Genomic DNA, 24,144 nt, shown 5'->3' with positions numbered 1-24,144 from the left:
TGAGCTCAGGTCCTGGTCAGGGCGAAGTCGTCCAGCTGGAGCCACATGTCGCCGTTGTCGGTCCAGATCCCGGCGAAGACCTCGACGGAGCTGCGGCTGCCGCTGTTGAAAGTGACGGTGAACTTCGTCCAGCCGCCGACGGCCCCGAAGTTGACCTCGGCGAACGGCGGGCCGCCCGGGTTGCGCACGCCGAAGAACCCGTTGTCGTTGTTGGGCGAGGTCCTGAGCCAGCCGCTCAGCGTGTAGGCCGTGTGCGGGGTGACGGAGACGGTCTGGTGCAGGTCGTGCCAGCCGCGGTTGTACCTGACGAAGCCGTTGCGATCCGCGGTGAAGGCCCAGGTGGCCTGGTCGATGCCGCCGTTGCCGGTCACCGCCCACGGCGCCGACACCGTGCCCGTGGTCTGGCGTTCGAAGCTGGGGTCCCGGACGAGGTTCGGGTTGGTGATGCTCCCGTCGCGGTTCAGCGTGACACGGATCAGATAGACGTTGTACGGCGTCCACTCCGACAGCGCCAGATACAGGTTCGGCCCCGACGACCAGGGATGCATGAAGCCGCCGTACAGGCCGGGGAAGTCGGCGAAGCCGGCCACCACCGCGGGGGCGCTCCACGGGCCGGTGGGCGCGGGCGCGGTCCTCAGCACCACGTCGCTGCCCTTCAGATAGGTCATCAGCCACTTACCGGTGAAAGCGTTGAACTGCACCGACAGTTCCGACACGGGCGCCGCGACCACCGGGGTGGCCAGCGTGTCGGGGCCGGACCGCCAGGCGCTTCCCGTCCAGTACCGGTAGGCGGCCTTGTCCAGCACGGCGGCCTCGGGGACCCTGGCCAGGTAGGCGGCGCCGCCCCGGCCGTTCGGCGTGCCGTACATGTAGACGAAGCCGTCACGCCGGACGAACGCCGCCATCTGGAAGTGGTTGTCACCGCCGGGGTTGTCCCATCGGGGCCCGCCGGTGACCCAGTTCTGGCCGTTGTCGTCGGAGTAGGCGATCGAGGAGTGGTTCGTGGTCCAGACTCCGGGCTCGCCCCAGTGCCGTACGGACATGTAGGCGAGGTACTGCCGTGTCCCCACCGACACGCCCGCCGTGGGGATCACGGTGATCTCGTCACCGTCGATCTTCTTGCTGGGGATGAGTTCCTTGGCGTGGCCGGGAGCGTCGGTGGCCGCGCTGCTGAACGACATGCCGTCGGCGAGGTCGGGGTCCGTGCTGCGCAGGAGCACCTGGCTGCGCCAGTCGTCGCCGTTGGCGCCAGGGGGTTGCCAGGTGTCGCCGAACGTGTCGCCGAACGCGGCGAGGATCTCGCCGCTGCCGTTGTCCCACATGACACCGAGATCGGTGGCCTTGATCTTCCAGTTGGTGTCGGTGGCGCTGACGGAGCCGGGTCCGGTCATCTTGCTCACCACGATGGCCGGTGAGTGGGCCGACGAGGCCTGGGCGGGGCCCGCTGCCACCAGACCGGACAGCAGAACCATGGCGATCGGGACGCGTAAGAGCTTCACCGCTCTCTCCCCCCTGGGACAGGCGCGGAGATTCCGCACAGGTGCACGTGCACGCCGAGCTCGGCGAAGGCCGCGGCCTTGGCCGTCAGCGCCCTGTCGGCGCTGTCCGCGTCGTGGGCGTAGGCCACGTTGAGGTGGTTGGCCCGGTGGCGGGCCATGAACTGGTTGCGGGTGACGCCGTGCAGCACCGCGTGCATGATCGGCCACTGCGGGGTGGTGGCGTCGAGCCTGCGCCTGGTCTCCTCCTCCGGCAGCTCCACCACGCTCGCCCGGCCGAGGTCGACGTGCAGCTCGCCGTCCATGATGAACACCCGCGACCAGACGATCTCGCCGGGCTTGGAGACGCCGCTCAGCGTGCCGCCGCCGAGGGGGAAGTACATCGGCGGCTGCCGCATGCTCCACGACTTGTCGTAACCGCCGTTGTGCGACGCCGGCACCGACCCCGAAATCTCCAGAACCCAGACGAACCGCCCCTCGTACTCCTCGCCCCATCGAATGTCGTGCAGCGTGGTGGCCGGGTCGAGGCCCATCGCGCTCCACACCCTGTTGGTGATCAGCGAGTCGACCGCGACCCCCTCGTCCACCTCGTTGAAGTGCGGCAGCGGACGGCCGGCGTAGAGCTCGCGGAAGCCGTCGCGGCTGCGCACCGGCGGGCGCTCGACGTTGTTGAGCAGCCCCTCCACCAGGTCGCTGGCCGGTACCACGTCCTTGAGCCCCTGCTGGTACTGGATGCCCACGGCGTCCAGGCCGAAGTCGTCGGCGATGCGCAGCGCCGCGACGTACATCTTGAACTGGCTGATCAGCTGCGACTCGGTCAGCTCGGTGGCCTCGTCGGCGCCGGTGTGGAAGGTCAGGCCCGCCTCGTCGAGCCACGCGCGCACCGCGAGCGCCTCGGCGTCGCCGACCCGGTTCATCTCGGCGACGAGCGCGCTCTGCGACAGCCGCTCCTTGTAGATGCCCAGCGGGTTGAGTTGCTCGTCGTCGATGATGGCGTTGTACATCCCCATGCAGCCCTCGTCGAAGACGCCGATGATCGCCTTCTCCGTGGCGAGCTGGCGGGCGAGCGCCCGGCCCAGCTCGGACTCGGGGGTCGGGGGCAGCTCGCCGAGCCTGGTGACGTGGCTGGTGTCGTGGGTCAGCTCGCCGTTCTCCAGCCAGGTCTTCAGCCCGTGCCTGGCCCACTCGTCGGTGAAGTCCTCGCTCCACAGCACCGAGTACGGCCTGCCCGCCTTGGTCAGGCTGCCGGCCAGGTTCAGCAGGCCGACCAGGCCAGGCCACTGACCGCTCCAGTTGGCCACGATGAGGATCGGCCCGCGGTGGCTGCGCAGCCCAGCCAGCACGTGGTGGCTGTACTGCCAGACCGCCTCCACCACGATCAGCGGCGCGTCCGGCGGCAGGGTCTTGAACACCTCGATGCCGGCACGCTGGCTGTCGATGAAGCCGTGTCCCTTGTCGGGATCGACGTCGTGGCCGCGCCGGACCGACCAGCCCAGGTCGCGCAGCGTGGCCGCGAGATCGTTCTCCAGCTTCTCCTGCACCGGCCAGCAGATCTGGTTGGCGCTCTGACGCAGGTCGCCGCTGGCGACGGTGTAGACGACGCCGGGCTCCGCCGCGGGCGGTTCGTTGAGCTCGGGGAATCGGTACATGGGCTGCCCTTCACGTGGGGGGATCAACGATGCTGGCGGCCGGCCAGGGCGTGCGCGATGCCGGCCGTGCTCGGGTAGAGCTGCTGGTAGAGGCGGTAGAGCTGGTCGTACTGGGTGACCGCGTCCGGCCGCGGGGTCACCAGGTGCCGGACGGGGTTCCACGCGTCGATCGACGCCTCACCGACGAGCCGGGCGGCCAGGAAGGCGCTGCCGTACGAGGCTCCGATCGAGGTGGCACGCACCTCCTGGGGTGCGCCGGTGACGTCGGAGACGATCTGCGTCCACAGGCCGCCCTGGGTGCCGCCGCCGACGGCGACGATGCGCCGGATGTCGCCGCCGGCCGCCCGCATGGTCTCGATGTTGTGCCGTACGGCGAAGCCGGTGGCCTCCAGCGCCGCCCGGTAGAGGTCGCCCCGGGTGTGGGAGAGAGTGAGCCCGGCGATCACGCCTCTGGCCTGAGGGTCCATGACCGGGGTGCGCTCTCCGGCGAAGTAGGGCAGCATCAGCAGCCCGTTGGCGCCGATGCCGGACGCGTCGGCCTCCTGGAGCAGCTCCTGGTAGGCGGCCCCGAACAGGTCGCGCAGCCAGGTGGTGATCGCGCCGGAGGTGGCCATGCCGCCGGCCAGGTTGTAGGTGCCCGGCAGGGCACCGACGGTCCCCCACAGACCGGGCCAGGTCCGGTGTTCCGGCGTGGTGTGGACCAGGAACATGGTCGTGCCGTACATGAGCATGAGATCGCCGGGGTGGTGGGCGCCGACGCTGAGCGCCTCGGCCCAGGCGTCGACCGTCCCGGTGATCATGGGGATGCCTTCCGGGAGATCGGTTTCCCGGGCGGCCTGCCGGGTGAGCGTCCCCGCGGGCTCGCCCGGCCAGCGCAGCGGGGGCAGCTCGATGCCCGGCGCGACCGTGTCCGCCCACGGCCGGTGCCAGTCGAGGCGGCCGACGTCGTAGAGCGGGGTGCACTGGCTGGCCGAGTGGTGGTCGAGCACGTACGCCCCGGTGAGCCGGCGCACCAGCCACGAGCTGGGCATGTACAGCCGCCGCGCCCTCGCGTAGAGCTCGGGCTCCTCGTCGGCCACCCATGCGATCTTCGCGCCCGCCGCCTGGCTCGACAGGTCGGAGCCGCCCCTGCGGCGGATCTCCTCCGCTCCGAGCTCGCGTTCGAGCCTGGCGATCTGGGCGGTGGAGCGGGTGTCGACGCCGTAGAGGATGGCGGGCCGCACCGGCAGGTCGGCGGAGTCGGCGAGCAGGACGCAGGGCCCCATCCCGCTCACTCCGACCGCGACCACCTCGGCGTCCCGGCCGAGCTCGCGGGCCAGCTCGCGGAACTCCTCCCACCAGAGCCGCCCGTCCATCTCGAAGCGCCCGGGGCCGGGGCAGTCCACCGCGTGCTCGCGGACCGCTGACCGCATCAGCGTGCCGTCCAGGCCGACCAGCACTCCCTTGCTGCTGGACGTCCCGATGTCGACCCCGAGCACGACGGGCACAGACATGCGCACCCCTGAGAAATCGATTGCTGATTGCCCAGAACGTAATGAACGCAGACACCGGAGTCAATGGTGTCGGCGGCGGTTCGCTGGGGTCAGTGACAGTTCGCTGGTGCGGCGACAGTCGATGGGGTCAGCGGCGGGAGCTCTCGCGGACGTGCAGCTGGGTGTGCAGGGTGACGCTGCCGGCCGGGCGGGACGGCTCGGCGATCCGCTCGGCCAGCAGCAGGGCGGCGGTACGGCCCAGCTCGTAGGTGGGCTGCCCCACGGTCGTCAGCGACGGCCTGACCAGATGCGCCCACGGGATGTTGTCGAAGCCGACCACGCCGACCTCCTCGGGGATGCGCACACCCTGGTCGACCAGGCATTCCACGGCGCCGACCGTCATCAGGTTGTTGGCGGCGAACACGGCGTCCGGCGGGGAGTCCTGCCGCAGCAACGCCTCCATCGCCGCATACCCGCCTTGCTCTCGGAAGTCGGCATATCTGACCAGCTCTTCCCGTACGGCACGGCGGTGCCCGCGCAGCGCACGCTGGTAGCCGCGCAGCCGCTGGACGGCCGTCGACAGCCTGCGCGGCCCCGTGATGCACGCGATGCGCTCATACCCCGAGTCGATGAGGTGAGCGGTGGCCAGCTCCGCGCCGTGCTCGTTGTCCACCAGCACGGTGTCGACGGCGATGCCGCGCAGCTGCCGGTCGATGACCACCACCGGCACCCGGGCGTCGACCAGCCGGTTGACATGCGTGGCCCGCCCGGACGGCGAGATGATCACACCGGCCATCTGGTCGTCCAGCGCGGCGGTGACGTACTTGCCCTCCTTGGCGGGGTCCTCGTCGCTGTTGCACAGCACGACCGAGAAACCGGCTTTCTGGGCGACGTCCTCCACGCCCCTGACCATCGCGGTGAAGAACGGGTTGCCCACGTCGGAGATGATGACGGCCCACAGCGTGGTCCGGCTCTTGCGCAGGTTGCGCGCCACGGCGTTGGGGCGGTACTCGAGCTCGGTCAGGGCCCGCCTGACCCGCTCGGCCAGCACCGGATCCACGTTCGGCCGGCCGTTCACCACCCGCGAGACCGTCGCGGCGGACACCCCCGCGTGGCGAGCCACATCGTAGATCGTCGTCATCCTGTCCCCGTTTCGGATCCTCTGGAGGGAAAGCGTAGCTGCAATCGATTCCTCACAGCAGATGCGTGCGCTCTCCGGGCCCTGGGCGTCCCGCGCGGCGGGCCAGGGAGCGACCCTGCCTCCCCTGGAGACCTCGGGATCCCGCCCGAGGGTCAGCTCACGGGACGAGCGTGTCGGCGAAATCGGTGACGGCGGCGATGAACTCCCTGGGCTTGTCGTCGTGGATGACATGTCTGGCGTCGATGCGGCGGTAGACGGTCTGAGGAGCGAGTTCGGGCAACCGGCGGGCGTCGTCATCGTCCATGGCGCCGCCGAGTCCGTACCTGTCGTACCGGCTCCACCTGGTGTGCGACAACAGAGGCCCAGCTCGCCGCGCACGGACAGCCCGCCCTGCTCGCCGGCACGCGGCTCGAGATCATTTCGTGACGCCGGAGCGACAAGATCCTCCGCATGAAACGTGTCGCAGTCGTTGCCGTCACGGCCGTGGTCACCGCGTTCGTCGCGGGTGGCGGACAAGCTCAGGCCGCCGCGCCCGAGGACCCGGTCACGGCCGTGCAGAAGCAGTTCGCCCCTGGGCGTGGCGTCCGGGTGTCCGAGGCGAACCGGATCACCGTCAGCGGGATCAAGGGAGTCTTCCTCACCCGCACCAGCGGAGTGATCGGGTTCGGAAAGTCCGCGGCCGTGGACTACGACCTCACGTCGAAGACGACGCTCACCGACGAGCAGAAGGCGGCTCTCGGGTTAGGCGAGGACTACGAACCGGCCACGCTCCGTGCGGTCAAGGTGGGCCGCGCCACCTACGTGAAGGGCTTCGAGTGGGGGAACATGCCCGAAGGCAAGCACTGGGTCCGGTTCAGCGGCAGCTCCGCGTGGAACAACGACGGGCAGCGCGGCGACCAGCGTGTCGACGTCCTGAACCCGGCGATCCTGAAGCTGGTGATCTCGAAGAGCACGTTCGCCAGGGCCGGCGAGTACCGCGGCACTCTCAGCGGGAAGCAGCTGTACAAGGAGAAGTACGGCAACTCCGAGGTGGGCAAGATCTCCTTCAGGCTCTTCGTCGACCGTGACCGGCTGCCTGTCCGTCTGATCACGGAATACACCCTGAGAACCGAGGTGCCCAAGAACGGCAAGCTGGTCAAGGCCACGGAGCACGACATCGTCGACACGCGCTACAGCGGCTGGGGCGCGAAGGTCGCGATCGCGGCGCCTCCGGCCGGCGAGGTCGTCGACTTCGACGATCTGAAGTGGCCGTCGGTCGACGACAACCCGATCAGCGCGCTGATCGACGCAGGCCGCTGAGGTGCCGAGGAGCTGCGGGAGCGTCAGCCGTTCACGGGGCGGAGGGCGCCGGGGGCGGCCGGTGAGGCGGTCGAGCGCGGCGGAGCCGGCGGCGTCGGCCGGCAGGCGAGGATGTCTCCGGGGTGGGCGCGGACCCCGGAGATGCTCAGACCCGTCGTGGACTTCCACGGCGGGGCGTACCCGCTCGATGCGTGTGGGAGGGGATCAGCCCGCCTGGCAGGCGGTGTTCAGCGCCGTCGTCTTCGCGTCCGTGCCCTTCTGCGCCGCGTCGATGCCCGCCTCGTCGCCTGCGTCGATGGCGGCGTTGGCAGCGTCGAGCGAAGCGGCCATCTCGTCCATGGCAGACTTGACCGTGCCGTCCACCTTGCCTGCCTGCTCGACCAGCACCGCCTTGTACGTGGTGTTGACGCCCTTGACCGCCTCCGCGCCTTGAGCGGAGCCGAGCTCCTTTTCCCAGGTCGCACTGGCCGCCGCCGCGGCGTTGCACGCGTCGGCGGAGGCGGAGCCGCAACTGGTCAGGAAGGGTACGGCGGTCATCAGGGCGATGGTCATCACAATCTTCTTCATGGCGTCAGAGCCTACGAACCCGACTTTGACGGTTGATGAACGATCTATAACCGCACAGCTCTTCTCCTAGGCGGGCCGCCTGGGCCGGGCAACCGGCGGCAGTCGGTCAGCAGTCCCCATGAGGTGCGGCTCAAGGCCGTCCATCAGGAACGGTACGGTGACCTTCACCGCCGGCCTGAGCCTGCTCGACGTCGTTCTTCAGGCGGTGCAGGCCGAGTTCAGTTTCGACACGGTCGCACTGGCCTGGTCGGTGTACTGGTCCGCCTCTTCTGGCGCGCTGATGCCCGCCAGTTCCTCGTAAAGGGAGACGACCGCGCCCTGGGCCTCCTTGACCTTCTCGTCGACGTCCAGTTCCTTGATCTTCTGTGCGCTGTCGCCGTAGAACTGCTTCATCGCCTCCAGGTCCTCGGCCTTGCTCTGGAGCTGGGTCACCGTACTCGCCATGATGGTTCGTATCTCCTTGCAGCCCTTGGTGTCGGCCACGGCGGCAGTCTCGCCTCCCGAGCCGCAGGCCGCCGTACTCAGGGTCAGGAACAGGAGAGCGGAGACGCTCAGGGCGAGTTTGGACAAGGACATGGCTTTTCCTCCGTGCTGTCGCTATGGGTCACGACAGCCTTCACCGCGGCCATGGACAGCCGATCGTCAACCGGTGAACGCTCGTCCTGCCGTCAGCCGATCCCGGGATTTCGGCGAACGGCGCGCCCCTCGGCGACCCTCGGCGTCGTCCCAGCTGGGGTGCTCAAGCGCCAGCTGCCGGACCCGCGCGGGCGCGTGCGGGGCGCGGGTCAGCGCGAGCCATCCGCCGTAGGAGTGCCCGCACACCGCCGCGCTGTCGACCCCCAGAGCGGTGAGCACCGGACCCGGAGGTGGTCGAGGCGCGGTTGTCGGCTATCGCCCGGTGTGCCGAAGGATCGCCGCGGAGATACGAGGAATCACCGGCGGCGGGAACCCGTGCCCCATTCCCTCGATGGGCAGAAACTCGCTGTCGGGAATCGCCGCTGCGGGGGGGTGCCGGGGTTGTCGGGCCGCTCTCCGTGGTGCGGGCGTCGTGCGCGGGCTGGGCCGGGTTCGGGTGTGCCGGCCGGTCACCGTACCTGGTCGGTGGTGTGATCCTCGTCGAAGATGTCGGCGGCGGAGATCACGATCCGGGGATCGGGGGTGCCCACGACGTGGGCGTCCTTGTCGGCGTAGTCGAACCGGCTCAGGACGTGACGCATCGCCTCCAGCCGGGCGCGCTTCTTGTCGTTGCTCTTGATGACGGTCCAGGGCGCCGCGTCGGTGTCGGTGTGCAGGAACATGTCCTCCTTGGCCCGGGTGTACTCGTCCCACTTGTTCAGCGAGGCCAGGTCCATCGGCGACAGCTTCCACTGCCGGACCGGGTCGACCTGGCGGATGATGAACCTGGTGCGCTGCTCGGCGCGCGAGACCGAGAACCAGAGCTTGATGAGATGCAGGCCCGACTCGACCAGGAGCCGTTCGAGCCGCGGCGCCTGCTCGATGAACTCCAGGTACTCCTCCTCGGTGCAGAAGCCCATCACCCGCTCGACGCCCGCCCGGTTGTACCAGGACCGGTCGAACAGCACGATCTCGCCCGCGGCCGGCAGGTGGGCGATGTAGCGCTGGAAGTACCACTGGCTCCGTTCGCGTTCGCTGGGCTTCTCCAGCGCGACCACGGTCGCGCCGCGCGGGTTGAGGTGTTCCATGAAGCGCTTGATGGTGCCGCCCTTACCGGCGGCGTCGCGCCCCTCGAACAGCACCACGAGTCGCAGGCCGGTCCGTTTGATCCAGTACTGCAGCTTCAGCAGCTCGATCTGCAGCAAGCGCTTGTCGTGCTCGTACGCCGGCCGCGGCAGGCGTGCCGGATAGGGGTAGTGCTGGCGCCAGGTGTCGACCTGCGTGCCGTCCGCGCGGTACAGCCTGGGGTCGTCATCGTCGCGATCATCGACCCACAGGCCGGGCGTGCTGTCGAGCAGCTCTCCGGTGTCGTCCGCGTCCTGGGAGCCGAGGACGACCAGGCGTCGTCGGTGCGGATCGTTCATCGTGCACACCCGGCGAGAGTGGTGATGCCCATACCGTCACCATGCACCCTCGGCGGCCGATCTAACCACCTTCCGCCACGTTCGCCGAGAAATCCCGCCCGGCATGGGCCGTCAGCGGAACGACCGGCGATTCTCCACGCGGGCGGACGCCGCGTTGATCGCTGTGCCGGGAGGGCTTGAGTCTCCAGCGGCTGGAAGCCCCACACTCGTGGTCATGGACGACGACCGCGGGGAACCGCTGACGATCGGCCGGCTGTCCCGGCGGACCGGGATGCCGGTGCGCACGATCCGGTACTGGTCCGACATCGGGGTGCTGCCGCCCGCCGGGCGGAGCGAGAGCGGCTACCGGCTCTACGACGCCCGGTCGGTGGTCAGGCTGGACCTCATCCGCACCCTGCGCGAGCTCGGGCTCGGGCTGAGCGACGTCCGCCGGGTGCTGGAGCAGCGGACCACGATCGCGGACGTCGCGGAAACCCACGTCATGGCACTGGACGCGCAGATCCGCGTCCTGCGGCTGCGCCGGGCGGTGCTGAGCGCCCTCGCCCGGCGACGGCCCAGACCAGAGGAGCTGATTCGTTTGGACAAGCTGGCACGCCTTTCGGCCGACGAGCGCCGTCAGATCGTCGAGGACTTCCTCGAGGAGGTCTTCGCCGGTCTGGACGCCGACCCCCATCTGAAGGCGCGGTTGCGCCACACCCCGGTGGAACTGCCCGCCGATCCCACACCCGAGCAGCTCGAGGCCTGGATCGAGCTGGCCGAACTGGTCCAGGACAGGGACTTCCGGCGGCGGATGCGCGTCATGGCCGAGCAGCACGCGGCCGGACGCGGGCAGGAGGGCCCCGGCCGCGAGCCCGGGGCGTTCCTCTGGTTCGCCAAGAAGATCGCCGGAATGGTCGGCGAGGCCCGGCAGCGGGGGATCGATCCCGGCTCGGCCGAAGCGGCCCAGGTGCTGGATCGGCTGCTCGGCCCCGCCGACCGCGCGCAGGTGCTGGCGCGCCTGGAGGACGGGCAGGACAGGCGGGTCGAGCGGTACCGGCAGCTCCTGGCGACCGTGAACGGCGAGGCGGCGCCGTCCTCCCGGCTCGACGACCACGGCTGGCTCGCCGCCGCCCTGCGCGCGCATCCCTGATCCGCCCTGCGCGCGCCGATCACTCACCTCGACCCGCTCCGTCCGCTCGCCCGCTCCGCCGTCCCCCCGTTCGCCCGCTCGGCTCGTTCCGTTCGTTCCGCTCGTTCCGCCCAGCGGCGGCGAGCACCAGACGACCGAAGGCGACGCGTGTCCATCGATGGATGTACACGCAGGTTCGTCTGGCGGTAGGAGATCACGGTCTCCTGCCGCTGGAAGGCTTGATGCGTGACCACACGTATCGACGCGCTGGACGTGCTGCGGGGTGTCGCCATCATGGGCACCCTCGGCACGAACATCTGGATCTTCACCGTTCCGGCGGGCCCCGCCGGAATACTCGCCATGGGCGGCGCGCCGGGCACGGCGGAGACCCTCCTGCGGTTCCTGTCCAACGGCAAGTTCCTCGGGCTGCTGACCCTGCTGTTCGGCATCGGGCTCGAACTCCAGTACCGCAGCGCCGTGCGCAAGGGCCTCACCTGGCCGGGAAGATACCTGTGGCGGGCCGCCCTGCTCTTCGCCGAGGGACTGCTGCACTACATCCTGATCTTCGAGTTCGACGTGCTCATGGGGTACGCGATCACCTCCATGGTCGTCGCGTACCTGATCGGCAGAAGCGAGCGCACGGTGCGGATCTGGATGGTCGCGGCGGGTACGGTGCACGTCACCCTGGTCGCGCTGCTGACGCTGGCCCTGCTCGCGGAGGACGCCCCCGGCGGCTCAGGGGCCGTCACCCTCTACAGCCGGGGCGGCTGGACCGACCAGGTGGCCGCGCGCCTGGAGCACGTCCTTCTCCTGCGCGCGGAGCTGGTCTTCATCGTGCCCATGGGGGTCGTGCTGTTCCTGCTCGGCTCGCGGCTGCTGCGAGCCGGGGTGTTCGAGGAGCGGGGCGCGGGCCTGCGCAGGAAGCTGGCTCTCGCCGGGCTCGGGGTGGCCGCCCCGCTGAACCTGGTCACGTCCTTCGCGGGCCCCGCGTGGTTCGCCGTGGACCGCTACATCCTGCCGCCGCTGGTCGCGCTGGGCCTGCTCGCGCTGCTCACCTCGATCGTGCTCGGCATGAAGGGCGCGCCGGGCGTCATGCGCAGGGGGCTGGCCGGCGTCGGCCGTACCGCGCTGTCCTGCTACGTCTTTCAGAACCTGGCGGCGAGCGTGCTCTGCTACGGCTGGGGGCTCGGCCTGGCCGTCCGGCTCGACGGGCTGCGGCCCTGGTGGGTGCCCGTCGCATGGGCGGCCATCTGCCTGCTGTTCATGACGCTGGCCGCCCTCTGGCTGCGCCGCTTCGACCGCGGACCGCTGGAGCTGGCCTGGCAGTGGGCCTACCAGGCCCCCTGGAGGCGGCAGGCCGAACTCCAGCGGTCGTGACCGGGCGCCCGTACCCGCGCCGCCCGACCAGCAGCGCCCGCCGGGGCGATGACCCAGGACCCCTCGGTCTGCACCGGCACGAACGGGGAGGAACGGCCGGGCCCGGAGCCGCTGGGGCGCTCCGGGCCCGGCCCATGCCGTCCGGCGATCAACCGGCCTGCCAGGACGCCCGCACCAGGGCCCGCTCGGTCGCGGCCAGGTGGGCCGCGGCGGCCAGCCAGGCCCACGCGTAACGATCGGTGTCCGACTCGGCCAACCGGCCGAACACGTCGCGAGCCCTGCGGTCGGCCTCGGCGGTGAGCGCGGTCACCAGGTCCGCCGCGGCCAGGAACCCCGCACCACGCAGGGCGGCCGCCTGCGCGCGGGCGTCGCCGTTGCGCGCGGGTTCGGCCACCGCCCTGCGGCCGCCGGCGACGGCCAGCTCGACCAGCCGGCGTACCCGCCAGAGCGGCGCGCCCGCCACCGGATCGACGCGGTCCTCCGCCCCCTCCATCCGGTACGGCAGGCAGGCGTCATCCGGAGGGAGGTGCGAGCGTTGCAGGCGGTCGTAGCCGAGGTCGGCCCGATCGTGCCAGTCGGCGGGAAGGCGCAGGGTCGCCTCGGCGCCCGGCACCGGACCCACCGCCAAGGGGATCAGGGTGGCCGCTCTGTCCGGATCGACCCGGCCCACGACGCGCACCAGCATGCCGGGGCGCGAGGCGAGACGTCGCAGGTTGTCGAGGTGGGCCAGGCCGGGGTGCCGGCCGGCGGGGACGAGCCGGATGAGCGGGCCGCCGGGCCGCGCCGGCCGGACATCGTCACCGGCCAGGCCGCTCGACGGGGCCCGCCACACCCGATCACCGTCCGCCGGGCCGCCGGGTGGTGCCTGAGGGGTGGGACCGTCGGCATCCGCGCCCGCGGCGGCGGCGGGCCACAGCTCGCGGGCCAGGACGGCGTCGCCGGCCGTACCGACGATCACCAGATCGCAGCCGACCGGCTCGCGGGCCGCCTCCGCCTCGCTCCACCCGTCGTCGGACAGCCGGGCGGTGGCGGACTCGGCCAGCGGACGCGCGAACAGGGCGGCCAGCGGACCGGCCGTCCACGGGATGCCGGTGAGCGGGGTGGCGCGCACCCCGCGACCCGCGCCGAGGCGGCCGTCGGGCGAAACGGTCGCTCCGACGATCAACAGGCCCGCCCGCGCCAGCTGGGCATGGCTCAGCATGGCCGAGCCGATGGCCACGGTCGCGGTGGCCGCCCCGCGCGCCCGAGCGGCCCCGCCCGGTTTGACGTCGGCGACCGAGAACCACCGGCCGTCCTCCGCGACGAGGTGGGTGACCACGCCGCCGTAGCCGGTGGCACTGATCACCGGCTCCCTGAAGACGCCGTGCGCCCGCAGGCTCCCGCCCTGCTGGTAGCTCCGGCGAACGCTGCCGACCAGCGCGGGATCCGGGTCCGCCAAAGCCAGCCGGCCGGCGGTGAGCAGCAGCTCGCGCAGCGCGGACACCAGGTCGGCGAGACGGTGACCGTCGTGGCGTTCGCGGGCCGCGCGCAGACCGCGCACGACGCGTACGGCGGCGGCCTCGGCGTTGGGCAGGCCGGCCAGCCGGGCGGTGTGCGCTGCCCTGAGCAACTCGGCCTGCGGAACCGCGCCCGCGGCGGGCACCCCGGCGGACAGCACCGCCGCGGCGGCGGCCCACAGCCCGGCCGCCGCGGCCACCTGCGCCGCACTCGGCCCCGCGCGGGATGGATCGTCGGGCTGGGCGGAGCCGTCCGTCCCGGTGGGGGGCCCGGAACCCGCGCTCCCGCCGGCCGTCGCCTCCGCGCCCGAGCCCGCACGGGTGGCCGGTGCCGTGCCGGAGTCCGCGTGGGTGGTCGGACTCGGGCCGGAGTGGGCGCCGCCGGCCGGTACCGCACCGGAGTTCGCGTCGGCATCCGTGCCGGTGTCGGCCATCTCTCCGGCGGCGACCTCTCCGGCGGCGACCTCTCCGGTGTCGGTCTCTCCGGTGCCGGCCGTCTCTCCGGCGGCGTCGGCCACGGGGCAGGCGCTGAGAACGGCCGCGCGGTGCAGGCACCGCGGCGACAGCAGGCAGCTGCACCGCGCCTGGTCCTCCTCGAGGATCGCACCCGACGTCCCCGGCGAGAGGGTCACGACCGCGTCCTCGCCGCAGCGGATCGTGATGCCGTCGCCGTCGGCGACGGGGGACACGGCGGCGTACTGCTCGACCGCCGCGTCCAGCTTCTTGCGCAGCCTGGAGGTCAGGACCTCGACGGCCGCGGCCACCACGTGCGGCGCCACGGGCGGCAGGGCGGGGGGAACGGTTGGCGTGGGGGAGTTCACCTGGCTTCTCCGCGGAGGCGGTCGCCCACCCAGCGGGCGAGGGCGAGCGGACTGAGGGCGGCGACCGGCATGCCGGCCGCGACGAGCTGCTGGGCGACGGGCAACGAGTAGCGGGGAACGCCTTCGTCGTCGAGGGCGGCGCAGCCCAGCAGGTGGACGCCCGACCCGACGAGCGAACGCACCTCGCCGAGAAGGCCGCCCAGGGGGTATCCCTCCTCGAAGTCGCTGACGACCACGACGAGCGTACGGCTCGGCACGGTGACCAGCGAGCGGGCGTGAGACAGCCCCGCCGCGATGTGCGTACCCCCGCCGACCTGCACCTCGAGCAGGAGGGAAAGCGGGTCGGCGACCCTGTCGGTGAGGTCGATCACCTGCGTGGAGAACGCCAGGAAGTGGGTGGAGAGCGTGGGCACGCCCGCCAGGACCGCGGCGGTCAGCGCCGACCACACCACCGAGGCCTCCATCGAGCCGGACACGTCCACCACGAGGATCAGCCGCCAGTCGGCCTCCTGGCGGGCCCGGCTGTTGAACACCGGCCGTTCGGGGACCACCACGAGCCGCCCGTCGCCCATGCGGCGCGTGTGGGCCAGGTTCGCCCGCAGCGTGCGCGGCAGGTCGAGCCTGCCACCCGGACGGCGGGTCGGACGCGGGTTCGCCACCCCGGTCAGCGCCGGCCGGAGCCGGGTGGCCAGCTCGCGGGTGAGCTCCGCGACCAGATGGCGGACCAGCGGCCGCAACGTGGCCAGCCGCTGCTCGGGCAGGCCGCCCGCCAGCGTCAGCACCGAGGTCAGCAGCTCGATCGACGGCCGCACCGCGCCGGGCCGCAGAACGTCGAGGACGTCGGTCCTCCCGGCCTCGGCCGCTCGCGCCAGGACCTCCTCCCGCACGTCCGCCCCGAACAGGGCCTCCAGCTCCTCCGCCCACTCGCGTGCGGTGGGGAAGGAGTCGCCGGTGCCGCCGGGCCCGTCGCTTTCCCCGAAGTCGTCGGCGCCTTCGCCGCGGCCCGTGCCGTACAGCTCGTCCAGCGCTCGCGCGTAGGAACGGGCGCCCGCCGCGAGCTGCTCGGACTCCCGCCCGAGCAGCAGCCGCCACCGGTCTGTCGGCGCGAACCTGCGCGAAGCGTCGCCTGAGGCTGCGGATTCAGGGATCGTCAGGGCCCGGGCTCCGTCGTCCGAGGCGGCGGGCCCGGGGGTCGTCCGGTCCTGCCGTGCCACGAGGAGGTCACCGGTCGCCTGGTCCGGTGCGAACGGCAGCCCGAGCGCACGCAGCGCGCCCAGCCCCGCCGTGTCGGCGGCGGCCCACAGGGCGAGCAGCGCGGGCGGAGCCTCCAGCGTCACGTCGAGCCGCCCGCCGAGGCGCGCGGACACCTCGCTCAGCAACCGGGTACGGCCCGCGGGCGCGAGCGTGTCGAACCCGCCCCGCAACGCCGGCAGCCGATCGAGGAACTCCTGGTCGGCCAGCGCGTCGATGCGGTCCATGAGCGGCACGAGGGCTTCCGGGGCCGACTGCAGCAGCGGCGCCGCCGCCGTGAGCACGCCGCTCAGCAGGCGGCTGAGGCGTCTGCGGCTGTCGAGGTCGGTCGCGGTGTCGACCCACCCCGCCGCCCTGGCGCCGAGAGCGTCCGGGCCGTCCAGGTCGAGCAGGACGCGTGCGGCCATGGCCGCCCCCTGGATCAGCGGCGAGGCGGTGCGCGCGAGCCCCGCCAGCGTGTCGTCCATCCGCAGGCCAAGGCGTTCCTCCCCGGCCCTGGAGGCGAGGGCGACCAGGGCGACCGCGTCCTCCGGCTGGTCGCTGCCCGCCAGGCCGGGCAGCGCGCGTACGGCGGCTTCGAGCAGGGTGCCCGCCAGTTCGGCGGCCTGCTCGCGACCCTGCGGGGTGGTGCCGGGCAGATGCTCGCGGCGCAGTGCCTCCAAGACGTCGAGCGCCTCGAGCAGCTCGGCGAGCGTGGCGGCGGCGGGAAGCGTGACCGCGGCGTCGTCGAGACGAGCCGCCACCAGCTCCGGCAGGTCGCAGCGGGCCGCGGCGCGCAGGCCGTCGAGGATCAGCGCGCAGGTGGGCCCGCCGTCGGCGGACTCGCGGCGGAACCTGTCGCGCAGCGTGCCCGCCGCGGCCTGGGCGAGGGTCACCCCGCGAACGCCGGCCAGGTCGAGCCGGGCCGGGACGGCAGGCGTCCACGCCAGCCGCCATTTGGTGGTGAGCGCGCTGGCGTCGCCCGTTCCCGCCACCTCGATCGGCTCGCCGTAGCCCGCCCCGCAGACCAGGAGGCGTCGCAGGGCCACTTCCCTGCGCGCGTCCAGCTCGGAGCGGAGCGGGTCGAGCCGTACCTCCCGATGGTCGGGATCGTCGGGGCACGGCAGGCGCAGCGCGGCGAGCTCCGCCTCGACGGCGGGGCCGAGGCCGGAACGGGGCGTGCCGGGGGCGATCCTGCCCCGTTCCGCGCCGACGAGGACGGTCTCCATGGCCTGCGCCAGGGCTCGTCCTCTGCCCAGGGGTTCGCCCTGGCCGAGCACGGCCGTCACCGCCTCGACCAGCTCGCCGCGCCCGGGGGCGGGCAGGCCGCGCAGCCGCGCCAGGTCGCAGGCCATCCGGAGCGTCTCGACGGCCTCGCCGGTGCCCGCGGTGTGCCCGGCGGCGCGCAGTTGCCGGCACACCTCGGTGATCGCGCGGGCGGCGCCGTCCCTGACCCGCCCGGGATCGCCGCCCGCCGCGAACACCGCCTGCTGCCAGCGGGGGTCGCGGATGCCCGCGGGATATCCGGACCTCGAGTCGAGCAGGTCGAAGGCGTACGGCACCAGCGAGGTGACGGGCGTGCCGGCCGCCGCCGGCGCCTCTACCTGGGTGCCGGGCTGGAGGCCGAGCAGGGCCGGGGCGTGGAAGGCGCCGACGACCGCGGCGACGCGGCGCCCGCCGGCCGCTGCTTCGGCGAGCACGCGGCGCATGTGCGCCTCCCGCGCCAGGTCCCTGGCCGGGACGCCGCCCGCCGACTCCGTGCCTGTCTCGGCGTCGCGCCGCAGCGCCCAGCCGACGCCGAGCGCGGCACGGCGCACCGCCTCCGGCTCGCAGCCCGGCGCCAGGACCTCCACGGCCCTGTCCCACAGGTCGTCGCCCTCGCGTCCGGTGCCCGAGGCGGCCAGCGCGTCGGCGAAGGCCACACCCGCCTTCGACGGGCCGGGCGTGGACGGGTCAGGAGCGGGCAGGCCGGGCGGGTCGGCTGCCTGCCAGCCGGGGTCCGACAGCGGAAGGTCGCAGCAGCGCACCTCGGCTCCCCGCTTCCACGCCCAGCGGACGGCCACCAGCTCGGGCGAGAAGTCGGCGAACGGGTAGAAGCCGAGCCGCCCGTCCTCGCCGGACCCGGCGAGGGCGACCGGCGCGACGGTCGCGGGGTCGGCGAGGTGCTGCAGCCACGGCTGGAAGTCGGCGGGCAGCTCGACGCACACCACCTCGGGGTCGGCGGCGTCGAGCAGCGCTGGCAGCGCCACCGCCAGCGCGGGGCTGTGGTGGCGCACCCCCACCACGTACGGCACCGCCGAGGCGGCCAGCGCGGCGACCGCCTCCCTGGGGTCGGGGCCGACCGTGTCGTGGTCCTGGGTGTCGTGGTCCTGGGTGTCGTGGTCCTGGACGGTCACCGGAGGGTCTCCCGCAGGTCCCACAGCCGCCGCCACATCGCCGAGCCGTCCTCGGCGCGGCGCCGTACCGGGCCGTCCCAGTAGCCGAGCAGCCGCCCGTGGTCGGCCGGGTCGTCCTTGCGGACCACCCCGAGCAGGTGTCCGGGCACCAGGTCGAGGACGTCCCCGCCGGGCAGGTAGGCGGTGGCGACGCCGAGGGAGGCCGCGACCTGCACCGCCTCGGCGGTGGACATCACGGTGCCGGGCCGCTCCACGTCCCAGCCCTCGTCCGAACGGCCGGAGCGCAGGTCGCGGAAGACGGTGACCAGCGCCTCGAGCACGGCGTCGTCGACGGCGAAGGCGGCGCCGGCCCGCTGCACGACCGCGGTGGCCTGCCGGCGCACCAGCGAGGTCTCCGCGGCGGCGTCGGCGATGGGGTCGACGGTCTCGAAGTTGAAGCGCCGCTTCAACGCGGCCGACATCTCCGAGACCCCGCGGTCGCGCAGGTTGGCCGTGGCGATCACGGTGAAGCCCGGCGCGGCCGCCACCTGGGCATCGGGGGTGCCGGCCAGCTCGGGCACGCTGACCCGCCGGTCGGACAGGATCGACACCAGGGCGTCCTGCACCTCGGGCAGGCAGCGGGTGATCTCCTCCACCCTGGCGACGCGCCCGGCGCGCATGGCCGTGAGCACGGGGGAGTCGACCAGCGCGGCGGGGCTCGGCCCCTGGGCGAGCAGCAGGGCGTAGTTCCAGCCGTGGCGGAAGGCGTCCTCGGTGGTGCCCGCGGTGCCCTGCACGGTGAGCGCGCTGGTGCCGCACACGGCGGCCGCCAGCAGCTCCGACAGCATCGACTTGGCGGTGCCCGGCTCGCCGACCAGCAGCAGGCCGCGCTCTCCGGCGAGCGTCACCACGCATCGTTCGACCAGCGCCCGCTCGCCGACGAACTTGGCGGCGATCTTCAGCCGGGCCGGCGCGCCGTCGGCGGGCCGCCGGTTCTTCGGCAGCTCCAGCGTCTCGTCGCCGCTGCCGCAGATGAACGTCACCACCGCGCGGGGTGTCAGCCTCCAGCCGGGCGGCCGGGGGCCGTCGTCGTGAGCGGCGAGAAAGGCGAGCTCGGCGGCGTGACGCTCCTCGGCGGGCAGCACCTGCCTGGGCGCGGTCGCCTGGTCCTGTGTCAGGGTCATGAATACACGTCCTCGTCGGTACGGATGTCGGTCAGCGGCGCTTGCCGCGCCTGATCTGGAGCTGGGCGAACCTGGGGGCGTCGCCGTCCCTGACCCGCCGCCAGGCCCCTGCGTACAGGTCGGCGGCCGGCTCGGCGGGCACGAGCGGGGTGCGCCCGGCCGTGGTGCCGAACAGCGGTGCCTTCCACTCCTCCAGCGGCAGGCACGGGGACCGCAGCTCGTTCCAGCCGCCGGGCAGGAACAGCGAGCGGCCCGCCCGGTTCCTGGCGGCCTCGACGACCAGGTCCGTGGCGGCCAGCTCGGCGCGGGCCGCCTTGAACCGGGCCGGTTTCCAGCCCGTCCACCGGGCCACGTGGCGATCGGTGGGGTCGGGCATGGCCAGCAGCATCAGGTAGAGGGCCGCGGCGTCCTCGCCGAGGCCGTACTCCTTGGCCGCCTCGACCACCAGGTCGGGCACCGAGCGGGTGGGGTCCTGCGGCCACCACGTGCCGTCGGCGTCACGCGTGCCGGCCACCGGATCGCCGGGGTCGGCCAGCACCGCCGCGAAGCGCGGGTCGAGGGCGGTGCGCAGGGCGGTCTCGACGGGGAACGGCTGCTCCATGCCGAGCAGGGCGCGCAGGTAGGGGTCGGCGCCGGACGGGTCGAGCAGCGAGGTGCGGATGCCGGGCGCGGGCCGCTCGTCGTAGGTCGCCATGACGAGCGCGCCGTACCTCTCGTAGCCCGTGCCGACCTCGGTCGGCGCTCCGGCGGCCGTCCTGAACGCGGGCAGGTCGACGTACCGGTCGAGGTCGAGCATCAGCTCCGGGTTGGCCAGCCGCGCCCTGACCGCCGCCAGCGCCTCGGGCAGCGCCGCGCGGATGGGGTCTCCCGCGGGCAGCCGGTGGGCGAGCCAGCCCGCCGTGGTGACGGCCATGGCGAGCGTGTGCCCGGTGAAGCCGGTGGCCTCCTCGTCGGCGGGCCTGACCCGGTCGCCCCGCACCGTCCAGACCAGGTCGCGGGTCAGCTCGGGCGCGGCGGCGGGCTCGGCCAGCGTGCGCAGCGCCGTGCCGGGCGCACCGACGCCCCGCAGGTCGCGGTTGGCGTCGGCGGTGAGCCACTCGGGGATCGGCATCTGCCGTCCCATGGCGCCGCTCCAGATCGCGGCCGCGCGGGCCACGTCGGGTCCGTCCGTCCAGAGCCGGGCGGGGTCGTCGGGCAGGAGCGCCGAGACGACCGCCCGCCGCAGCCCGTGGTCCGTCCCGCGCAGTTCCTCCTTGGCGATGGCGGCGTCGCCGACCTTCACCCCGAGCGTGGTGCGGGCGTCCTTGGGGAGGAAGCTGCGCTCGTAGCTGTCCACGTACGGCATGCCGGACACGACCAGCCGGGCGAGCGTCAGCGAGACACCGGTGAGCCTGGCGAACTCCTCCGCCGCCGCAGGCAGCCACGGCGCGGGACCGCGCGCGTCGAGCTCGGCGAGGAAGGCCTCCAGCCAGTCGGCCCGCCTCGCCTCGCCCACCGGGCCGGAGGCGACGACGGTGTACGGGGCGGGAACCTCGAACCGGCCCGTGGGGTCGTGGAACAGCGCCGACCACGAGGCGCCCGTGTCGTCGAGCGACTCGCAGAACAGGAAGGCGAGCACCGCGCCGCCGCCGAGCGGCAGCAGCGCGTCCCGCATCTCGCGCCTGTCGCCGTCCGGGGCGAGCAGGTGGCTCTGGTCCAGGCGCAGCGTCATCGTGCGCCAGCGGGCCTGATCGGCCGCGACGGGCAGCCCGAACTCGCCGAAGTGGCGCAGCAGCTCGCGCAGGACCGCGCGGTGCTCCGGCTCGCTCACCTCCGCGGCGGCTCGGAACGCCACGGCGGCGAGGTGGTCGAGCAGGCGATCCCACGGCAGGCCCGTGACGGCCAGCTCGGGCTGGTCGAGGTGCAGGCGGCCGGCGGCCGCGGCTTCGGCGCCCGCCGCCACCGCCTCCCCGATGGCCCGCATCCGCCGGTAGGCGGCGTCGGTGTGCCGGCGGTTCCAGACGTTCCTGACGGTGCCGATGAGCCCGTTGAGCGCCGCTTCGAGCAGATCGTCCGAGGGGCCGGCCGGCCCCTCGTCCTGGGAACGGCCGTCGAGGACCGCCGTGAGCCGCGCCTCGACACCGCGCAGCGCGGCCTGCTGAACGGCGGCGAAGCGCACCACCCCCGCGATGCCGGCGACCAGCGCGTCATGGCTGACCTGCGGTATCGCCGCGCGGATCCGCGCGGGCAGGTCGACGTCGCGGCTCTCGCCCGCCGCCAGCAGGGCGGCCGCGGTGTCCCTGTCGAGGCGGCGCAGGGCGGCCGAGCCCTCCGGGTCCCGTGGCCGCAGGCAGTGCCAGTAGCGCACCGGCGGCAGGATGAGCGTGCCCTCGGCGAAGACGCCGGGAGCGGCGTCGGTCCTGGCCACGGCCGTGACGACACCGTCGGGGTCGGAGAGGGCGACGCGGTAGCTGCTCGGTCGCACCAGGGCTCTAAGCCGGTCGTCGCCGGGGAAGGTCAGGGCGCGCAGCACGGCGTCGGTGCCGGGCGGCACGGTGACGGTACGGCCGGACAGGTCCTCGCCGCGCAGCGACCCGTCGGGCAGCACCACCACCCGCCAGCCGTACAGGCCGCGCACCGGAACGGCTGCGGGGGTGGGCTCGTCCGAGGGCGCCGGCAGCAGCCAGCCCGAGGCGAACGTGCTGCCGGTCGGCGCGGCGCGCAACGCGTCGGCGAGGAAGCCGGGCATGGCCTTCCTGCCCACCTGCCCGTCGGCGGGGTCGAACTCGTACCAGCCGGTGGTGGTGCCGTCGCCGCCGTCCCACGTCCACACCCAGTGGGAGGTGCCGTCAGTGATCACCGACCGCTCGGACGGCACCGCCGTGTCGCCCTTGCGCAGCGGCGCGTGGCCGGTCGTGCGCCCGCCACCGGGCAGCGGCAGGGTGAAGGGATCGTCGCCGCGGTACCAGTCGAGCCGGGTGCCGCGGGGGTGATCGCCTTCCACGTGGTGGAGCCGGCCGGGTGAGGTGTGCCAGTATCCGCGCAGCTCGCCGTCAAGCTGGCGGGACTGCCAATACACGAGCAGCTCGCCGTCCACGTAGTGGAATCCGGCGTCGCCCCAGTCGTCGTCGGCCGGGCGGCGCAGGTCGTGGGTGAGCACCGCGCCGTCGGCCGTCAGCACCCGCGCCTGCGCGGAACCGGCGACGATCAGGTGCGGCCAGGCGTCGGCCACGATCAGGTCGTCGACGTCCTCCTTGCGCACGAGTGCGGCGGCCGCCTCCTCCCACGCCGGCCAGCCCAGCTCGTCGAACAGCCCCGCGCGCAGCGTGCGGGCCAGCACCTCGGCGACGTCGGCGCGCGCGGCCCGCCGCACTTCCTCCTCGGCCAGGGCCAGCGCCTCACCCGGCAGCCAGGACAGCCGCCGCATGGCGTCGGGCAGCTCCGGCAGCCCCGCGGCCGAGGAGCGGGCGGCCACCGAGCGCACCCACGCGGCCAGCAGCGGCCGCCCGCCGGGCGAGGCCGCCAGCAGGCGGGCGGCGCGCCTGCCGTCCTCGTCGTCGGTGAACCGGTCGGCCGCCCGCTGGAAGGGCAGGTGGAAGCGGTCGTCGGCGGCCAGGGCGAGCAGGTCGCGCTGGCCCTCGCCGCGCGCCCACTGCTCCAGCAGCAGAGAGTTCGGCTCGGCCACGGGGATGTCGAGGGCGAGCAGCAGGTCGAGCAGGTCGAGGTCGTAGGGGACCCGCAGCGCGCGGCCGGAGCTGGCCAGCTCGGCCCGCACGACGCCGGCCAGCCGCTCGACCAGCAGGTAGAGGGCGGGCAGCCGCGGCGGGACGCCCCAGGCGTCGTCGCGGGCCTTCAGGAAGCGCTCGAGCCAGCCGGCGGTGCCGTCGCCGGGCCGCTCGCCCTCGGGCACCTCGCCACCGGCCAGGCCGGCGGTGGCGCCGCAAGCCTCGAGGATGTCCAGCCACACCGCCGGCAGCTCGTGGTCGTTCGCCTGCGGCACGACGTTCAGCAGCCTGCCGCGGACCTCGGGCTCGCGCCGGCCCAGGGCGACGATCGCCGCGCGGTGCGCCTTCCACCAGCCGGCCGGGGCCAGCAGGGTCGCGGACAGGTCGAGCAGCCGGCCCAGGAACGCCTGCTCCTCCGCGTCGGCGTCGGCGCCCGCCGCCTTGGCGAGCCGGCGCAGATCGGTCGCCATCTGCGTCGAGGGCGGCAGCCCGCCCGCGGTGCGCCGCACGCACAGCCGCGCGAACCTGCGCAGCGCCTCGTCGGCCGGCAGACGGGCGGCCAGCTCCTTCGCGTAGCCGGACAGCACCTTCACCGGCAGCGCGCCCGCCAGCGCGAACTCGAGGAACACCGCGTCGAGCCGGTCCTCGTCGATGGCGAGCCCGTGCCGCGCCTCGGCCTTGCGGGCGTGGCCGAACAGCTGGGCGGCGTAGGTGGCGTTCTCCACCTCCAGGAACACCCGGCCGGCCTGCTCGTAGAACGTGGGCAGGAAGTGCGGGACCGCGGCGGCCAGCCTGCCGGCCAGCTCGTGGTAGGCCTCCAGCGCGGCCTTGGGCTTGGACTTCGCCTGCCGCGCCGCGCGCTCCAGCTCAGGCACGACGGCGAGCGCGTGCTGCCCGTCCTCCGGGTGGTGCACCAGCACCCATTCGGGGAAGCCGAGGGACCGCCGCGAGCCGAGCCCGACGACGGCGGGCTCGCCGTCGGGGATCAGGCCCAGGAAGCCCGCGGCCAGGTCCTCGGCCGCGCCGAGCTCCGCGGCGACCAGACGGACCACCACCCGGTCGTCCAGGCCGGGGTGGCGGTAGGCCCTGGTGGTGAGCGGCACCGCCCGCTCGCCCGCCCCCTCGGTGTCCGGCGGCAGCACCGCCCCCGCCTTCAGCAGCTCCTCCGCCGGCGACATCTCCATGG

16 protein-coding genes are annotated in these 24,144 nt (G+C 73.4%); 3 read left to right on the top strand and 13 right to left on the bottom strand.

Annotation, left to right across the window (positions count from 1 at the left end):
- Positions 1–5: 5 nt before the first annotated feature.
- The 5 genes from ABZX22_RS21790 to ABZX22_RS21770 all read right to left on the bottom strand — a co-directional run bounded on the left by ABZX22_RS21790 (position 6) and on the right by ABZX22_RS21770 (position 6,062).
- On the bottom strand, positions 6–1,499 hold the full coding sequence (locus ABZX22_RS21790; protein WP_354911818.1) for a DUF4185 domain-containing protein: 1,494 nt from the start codon (positions 1,497–1,499) through the stop codon (positions 6–8).
- Positions 1,496–3,145, bottom strand: a complete 1,650-nt coding sequence (locus ABZX22_RS21785; protein WP_354911815.1) for a hypothetical protein — start codon at positions 3,143–3,145, stop codon at positions 1,496–1,498. Before ABZX22_RS21785 ends, ABZX22_RS21790 begins: the two co-directional genes overlap by 4 nt.
- A gap of 23 nt (positions 3,146–3,168) precedes the next feature.
- Positions 3,169–4,638: an FGGY-family carbohydrate kinase gene (locus tag ABZX22_RS21780; RefSeq protein ID WP_354911814.1), complete on the bottom strand. Its 1,470-nt coding sequence runs from the start codon at positions 4,636–4,638 to the stop codon at positions 3,169–3,171.
- A 127-nt stretch (positions 4,639–4,765) separates the two neighbouring features.
- Positions 4,766–5,758 (bottom strand): LacI family DNA-binding transcriptional regulator, encoded by a 993-nt coding sequence (locus ABZX22_RS21775; RefSeq protein ID WP_354911811.1) that lies wholly within the window; start codon positions 5,756–5,758, stop codon positions 4,766–4,768.
- A 157-nt stretch (positions 5,759–5,915) separates the two neighbouring features.
- The gene (locus ABZX22_RS21770) at positions 5,916–6,062 is read right to left on the bottom strand and encodes a hypothetical protein (protein WP_354911808.1); all 147 of its coding nucleotides are present in this window, start codon (positions 6,060–6,062) and stop codon (positions 5,916–5,918) included.
- 146 nt (positions 6,063–6,208) lie between these two features.
- Here ABZX22_RS21770 and ABZX22_RS21765 point away from each other — a divergent pair, with 146 nt between their 5' ends.
- Positions 6,209–7,057, top strand: a complete 849-nt coding sequence (locus ABZX22_RS21765) for a hypothetical protein (RefSeq protein WP_354911805.1) — start codon at positions 6,209–6,211, stop codon at positions 7,055–7,057.
- Positions 7,058–7,261: 204 nt separating this feature from the next.
- Here the strand turns inward: ABZX22_RS21765 and ABZX22_RS21760 are convergent, their stop codons facing one another.
- The 4 genes from ABZX22_RS21760 to ppk2 form a co-directional block, all read right to left on the bottom strand.
- A complete protein-coding gene (locus ABZX22_RS21760; protein ID WP_354911804.1) occupies positions 7,262–7,609 on the bottom strand; it encodes a hypothetical protein in 348 nt (115 codons plus the stop codon).
- Between the two features lie 213 nt (positions 7,610–7,822).
- Positions 7,823–8,200, bottom strand: coding sequence for a hypothetical protein (locus tag ABZX22_RS21755; protein WP_354911802.1), 378 nt, complete (start codon positions 8,198–8,200; stop codon positions 7,823–7,825).
- A gap of 66 nt (positions 8,201–8,266) precedes the next feature.
- Positions 8,267–8,479, bottom strand: coding sequence for an alpha/beta fold hydrolase (locus tag ABZX22_RS21750; protein ID WP_354911799.1), 213 nt, complete (start codon positions 8,477–8,479; stop codon positions 8,267–8,269).
- Positions 8,480–8,709: 230 nt separating this feature from the next.
- On the bottom strand, positions 8,710–9,663 hold the full coding sequence (gene ppk2, locus ABZX22_RS21745; RefSeq protein ID WP_354911796.1) for a polyphosphate kinase 2: 954 nt from the start codon (positions 9,661–9,663) through the stop codon (positions 8,710–8,712).
- Between the two features lie 214 nt (positions 9,664–9,877).
- On the opposite strand from ppk2, the gene ABZX22_RS21740 reads away from it, so the two are divergent.
- Both ABZX22_RS21740 and ABZX22_RS21735 read left to right on the top strand, forming a co-directional pair.
- A complete protein-coding gene (locus tag ABZX22_RS21740; RefSeq protein ID WP_354911793.1) occupies positions 9,878–10,792 on the top strand; it encodes a MerR family transcriptional regulator in 915 nt (304 codons plus the stop codon).
- Between the two features lie 225 nt (positions 10,793–11,017).
- Positions 11,018–12,148, top strand: a complete 1,131-nt coding sequence (locus ABZX22_RS21735) for a DUF418 domain-containing protein (RefSeq protein WP_354911790.1) — start codon at positions 11,018–11,020, stop codon at positions 12,146–12,148.
- A 148-nt stretch (positions 12,149–12,296) separates the two neighbouring features.
- Here the strand turns inward: ABZX22_RS21735 and ABZX22_RS21730 are convergent, their stop codons facing one another.
- The 4 genes from ABZX22_RS21730 to ABZX22_RS21715 are packed head-to-tail and all read right to left on the bottom strand — an operon-like array spanning position 12,297 to position 24,142.
- The gene (locus ABZX22_RS21730; RefSeq protein WP_354911787.1) at positions 12,297–14,465 is read right to left on the bottom strand and encodes an SWIM zinc finger family protein; all 2,169 of its coding nucleotides are present in this window, start codon (positions 14,463–14,465) and stop codon (positions 12,297–12,299) included.
- Positions 14,462–18,091 (bottom strand): DUF5682 family protein, encoded by a 3,630-nt coding sequence (locus tag ABZX22_RS21725; protein ID WP_354911785.1) that lies wholly within the window; start codon positions 18,089–18,091, stop codon positions 14,462–14,464. Before ABZX22_RS21725 ends, ABZX22_RS21730 begins: the two co-directional genes overlap by 4 nt.
- Positions 18,088–19,254: an AAA family ATPase gene (locus ABZX22_RS21720; RefSeq protein WP_354911783.1), complete on the bottom strand. Its 1,167-nt coding sequence runs from the start codon at positions 19,252–19,254 to the stop codon at positions 18,088–18,090. Before ABZX22_RS21720 ends, ABZX22_RS21725 begins: the two co-directional genes overlap by 4 nt.
- Positions 19,255–19,285: 31 nt before the next feature.
- Positions 19,286–24,142 carry a DNA-binding protein gene (locus tag ABZX22_RS21715; protein ID WP_354912006.1) on the bottom strand — a complete coding sequence of 1,619 codons (4,857 nt, stop codon included), beginning with the start codon at positions 24,140–24,142 and terminating at the stop codon, positions 19,286–19,288.
- Between the last annotated feature and the right edge of the window lie 2 nt (positions 24,143–24,144).

Source organism: Nonomuraea sp. NPDC003804, assembly GCF_040610675.1.
Classification (GTDB): domain Bacteria; phylum Actinomycetota; class Actinomycetes; order Streptosporangiales; family Streptosporangiaceae; genus Nonomuraea.
The sequence above is the reverse complement of the archived record's forward strand: the minus strand, read 5'-3'. Positions and strand labels throughout refer to the sequence as shown.

Coding starts and splice junctions, on each gene's coding strand:
- ABZX22_RS21785 (WP_354911815.1), bottom strand. CDS start 3,145: ATGTACCGATTCCCCGAGCTCAACGAACCGCCCGCGGCGGAGCCCGGC.
- ABZX22_RS21780 (WP_354911814.1), bottom strand. CDS start 4,638: ATGTCTGTGCCCGTCGTGCTCGGGGTCGACATCGGGACGTCCAGCAGC.
- ABZX22_RS21775 (WP_354911811.1), bottom strand. CDS start 5,758: ATGACGACGATCTACGATGTGGCTCGCCACGCGGGGGTGTCCGCCGCG.
- ABZX22_RS21770 (WP_354911808.1), bottom strand. CDS start 6,062: ATGGACGATGACGACGCCCGCCGGTTGCCCGAACTCGCTCCTCAGACC.
- ABZX22_RS21765 (WP_354911805.1), top strand. CDS start 6,209: ATGAAACGTGTCGCAGTCGTTGCCGTCACGGCCGTGGTCACCGCGTTC.
- ABZX22_RS21760 (WP_354911804.1), bottom strand. CDS start 7,609: ATGACCATCGCCCTGATGACCGCCGTACCCTTCCTGACCAGTTGCGGC.
- ABZX22_RS21755 (WP_354911802.1), bottom strand. CDS start 8,200: ATGTCCTTGTCCAAACTCGCCCTGAGCGTCTCCGCTCTCCTGTTCCTG.
- ppk2 (WP_354911796.1), bottom strand. CDS start 9,663: ATGAACGATCCGCACCGACGACGCCTGGTCGTCCTCGGCTCCCAGGAC.
- ABZX22_RS21740 (WP_354911793.1), top strand. CDS start 9,878: ATGGACGACGACCGCGGGGAACCGCTGACGATCGGCCGGCTGTCCCGG.
- ABZX22_RS21720 (WP_354911783.1), bottom strand. CDS start 19,254: ATGACCCTGACACAGGACCAGGCGACCGCGCCCAGGCAGGTGCTGCCC.
- ABZX22_RS21715 (WP_354912006.1), bottom strand. CDS start 24,142: ATGGAGATGTCGCCGGCGGAGGAGCTGCTGAAGGCGGGGGCGGTGCTG.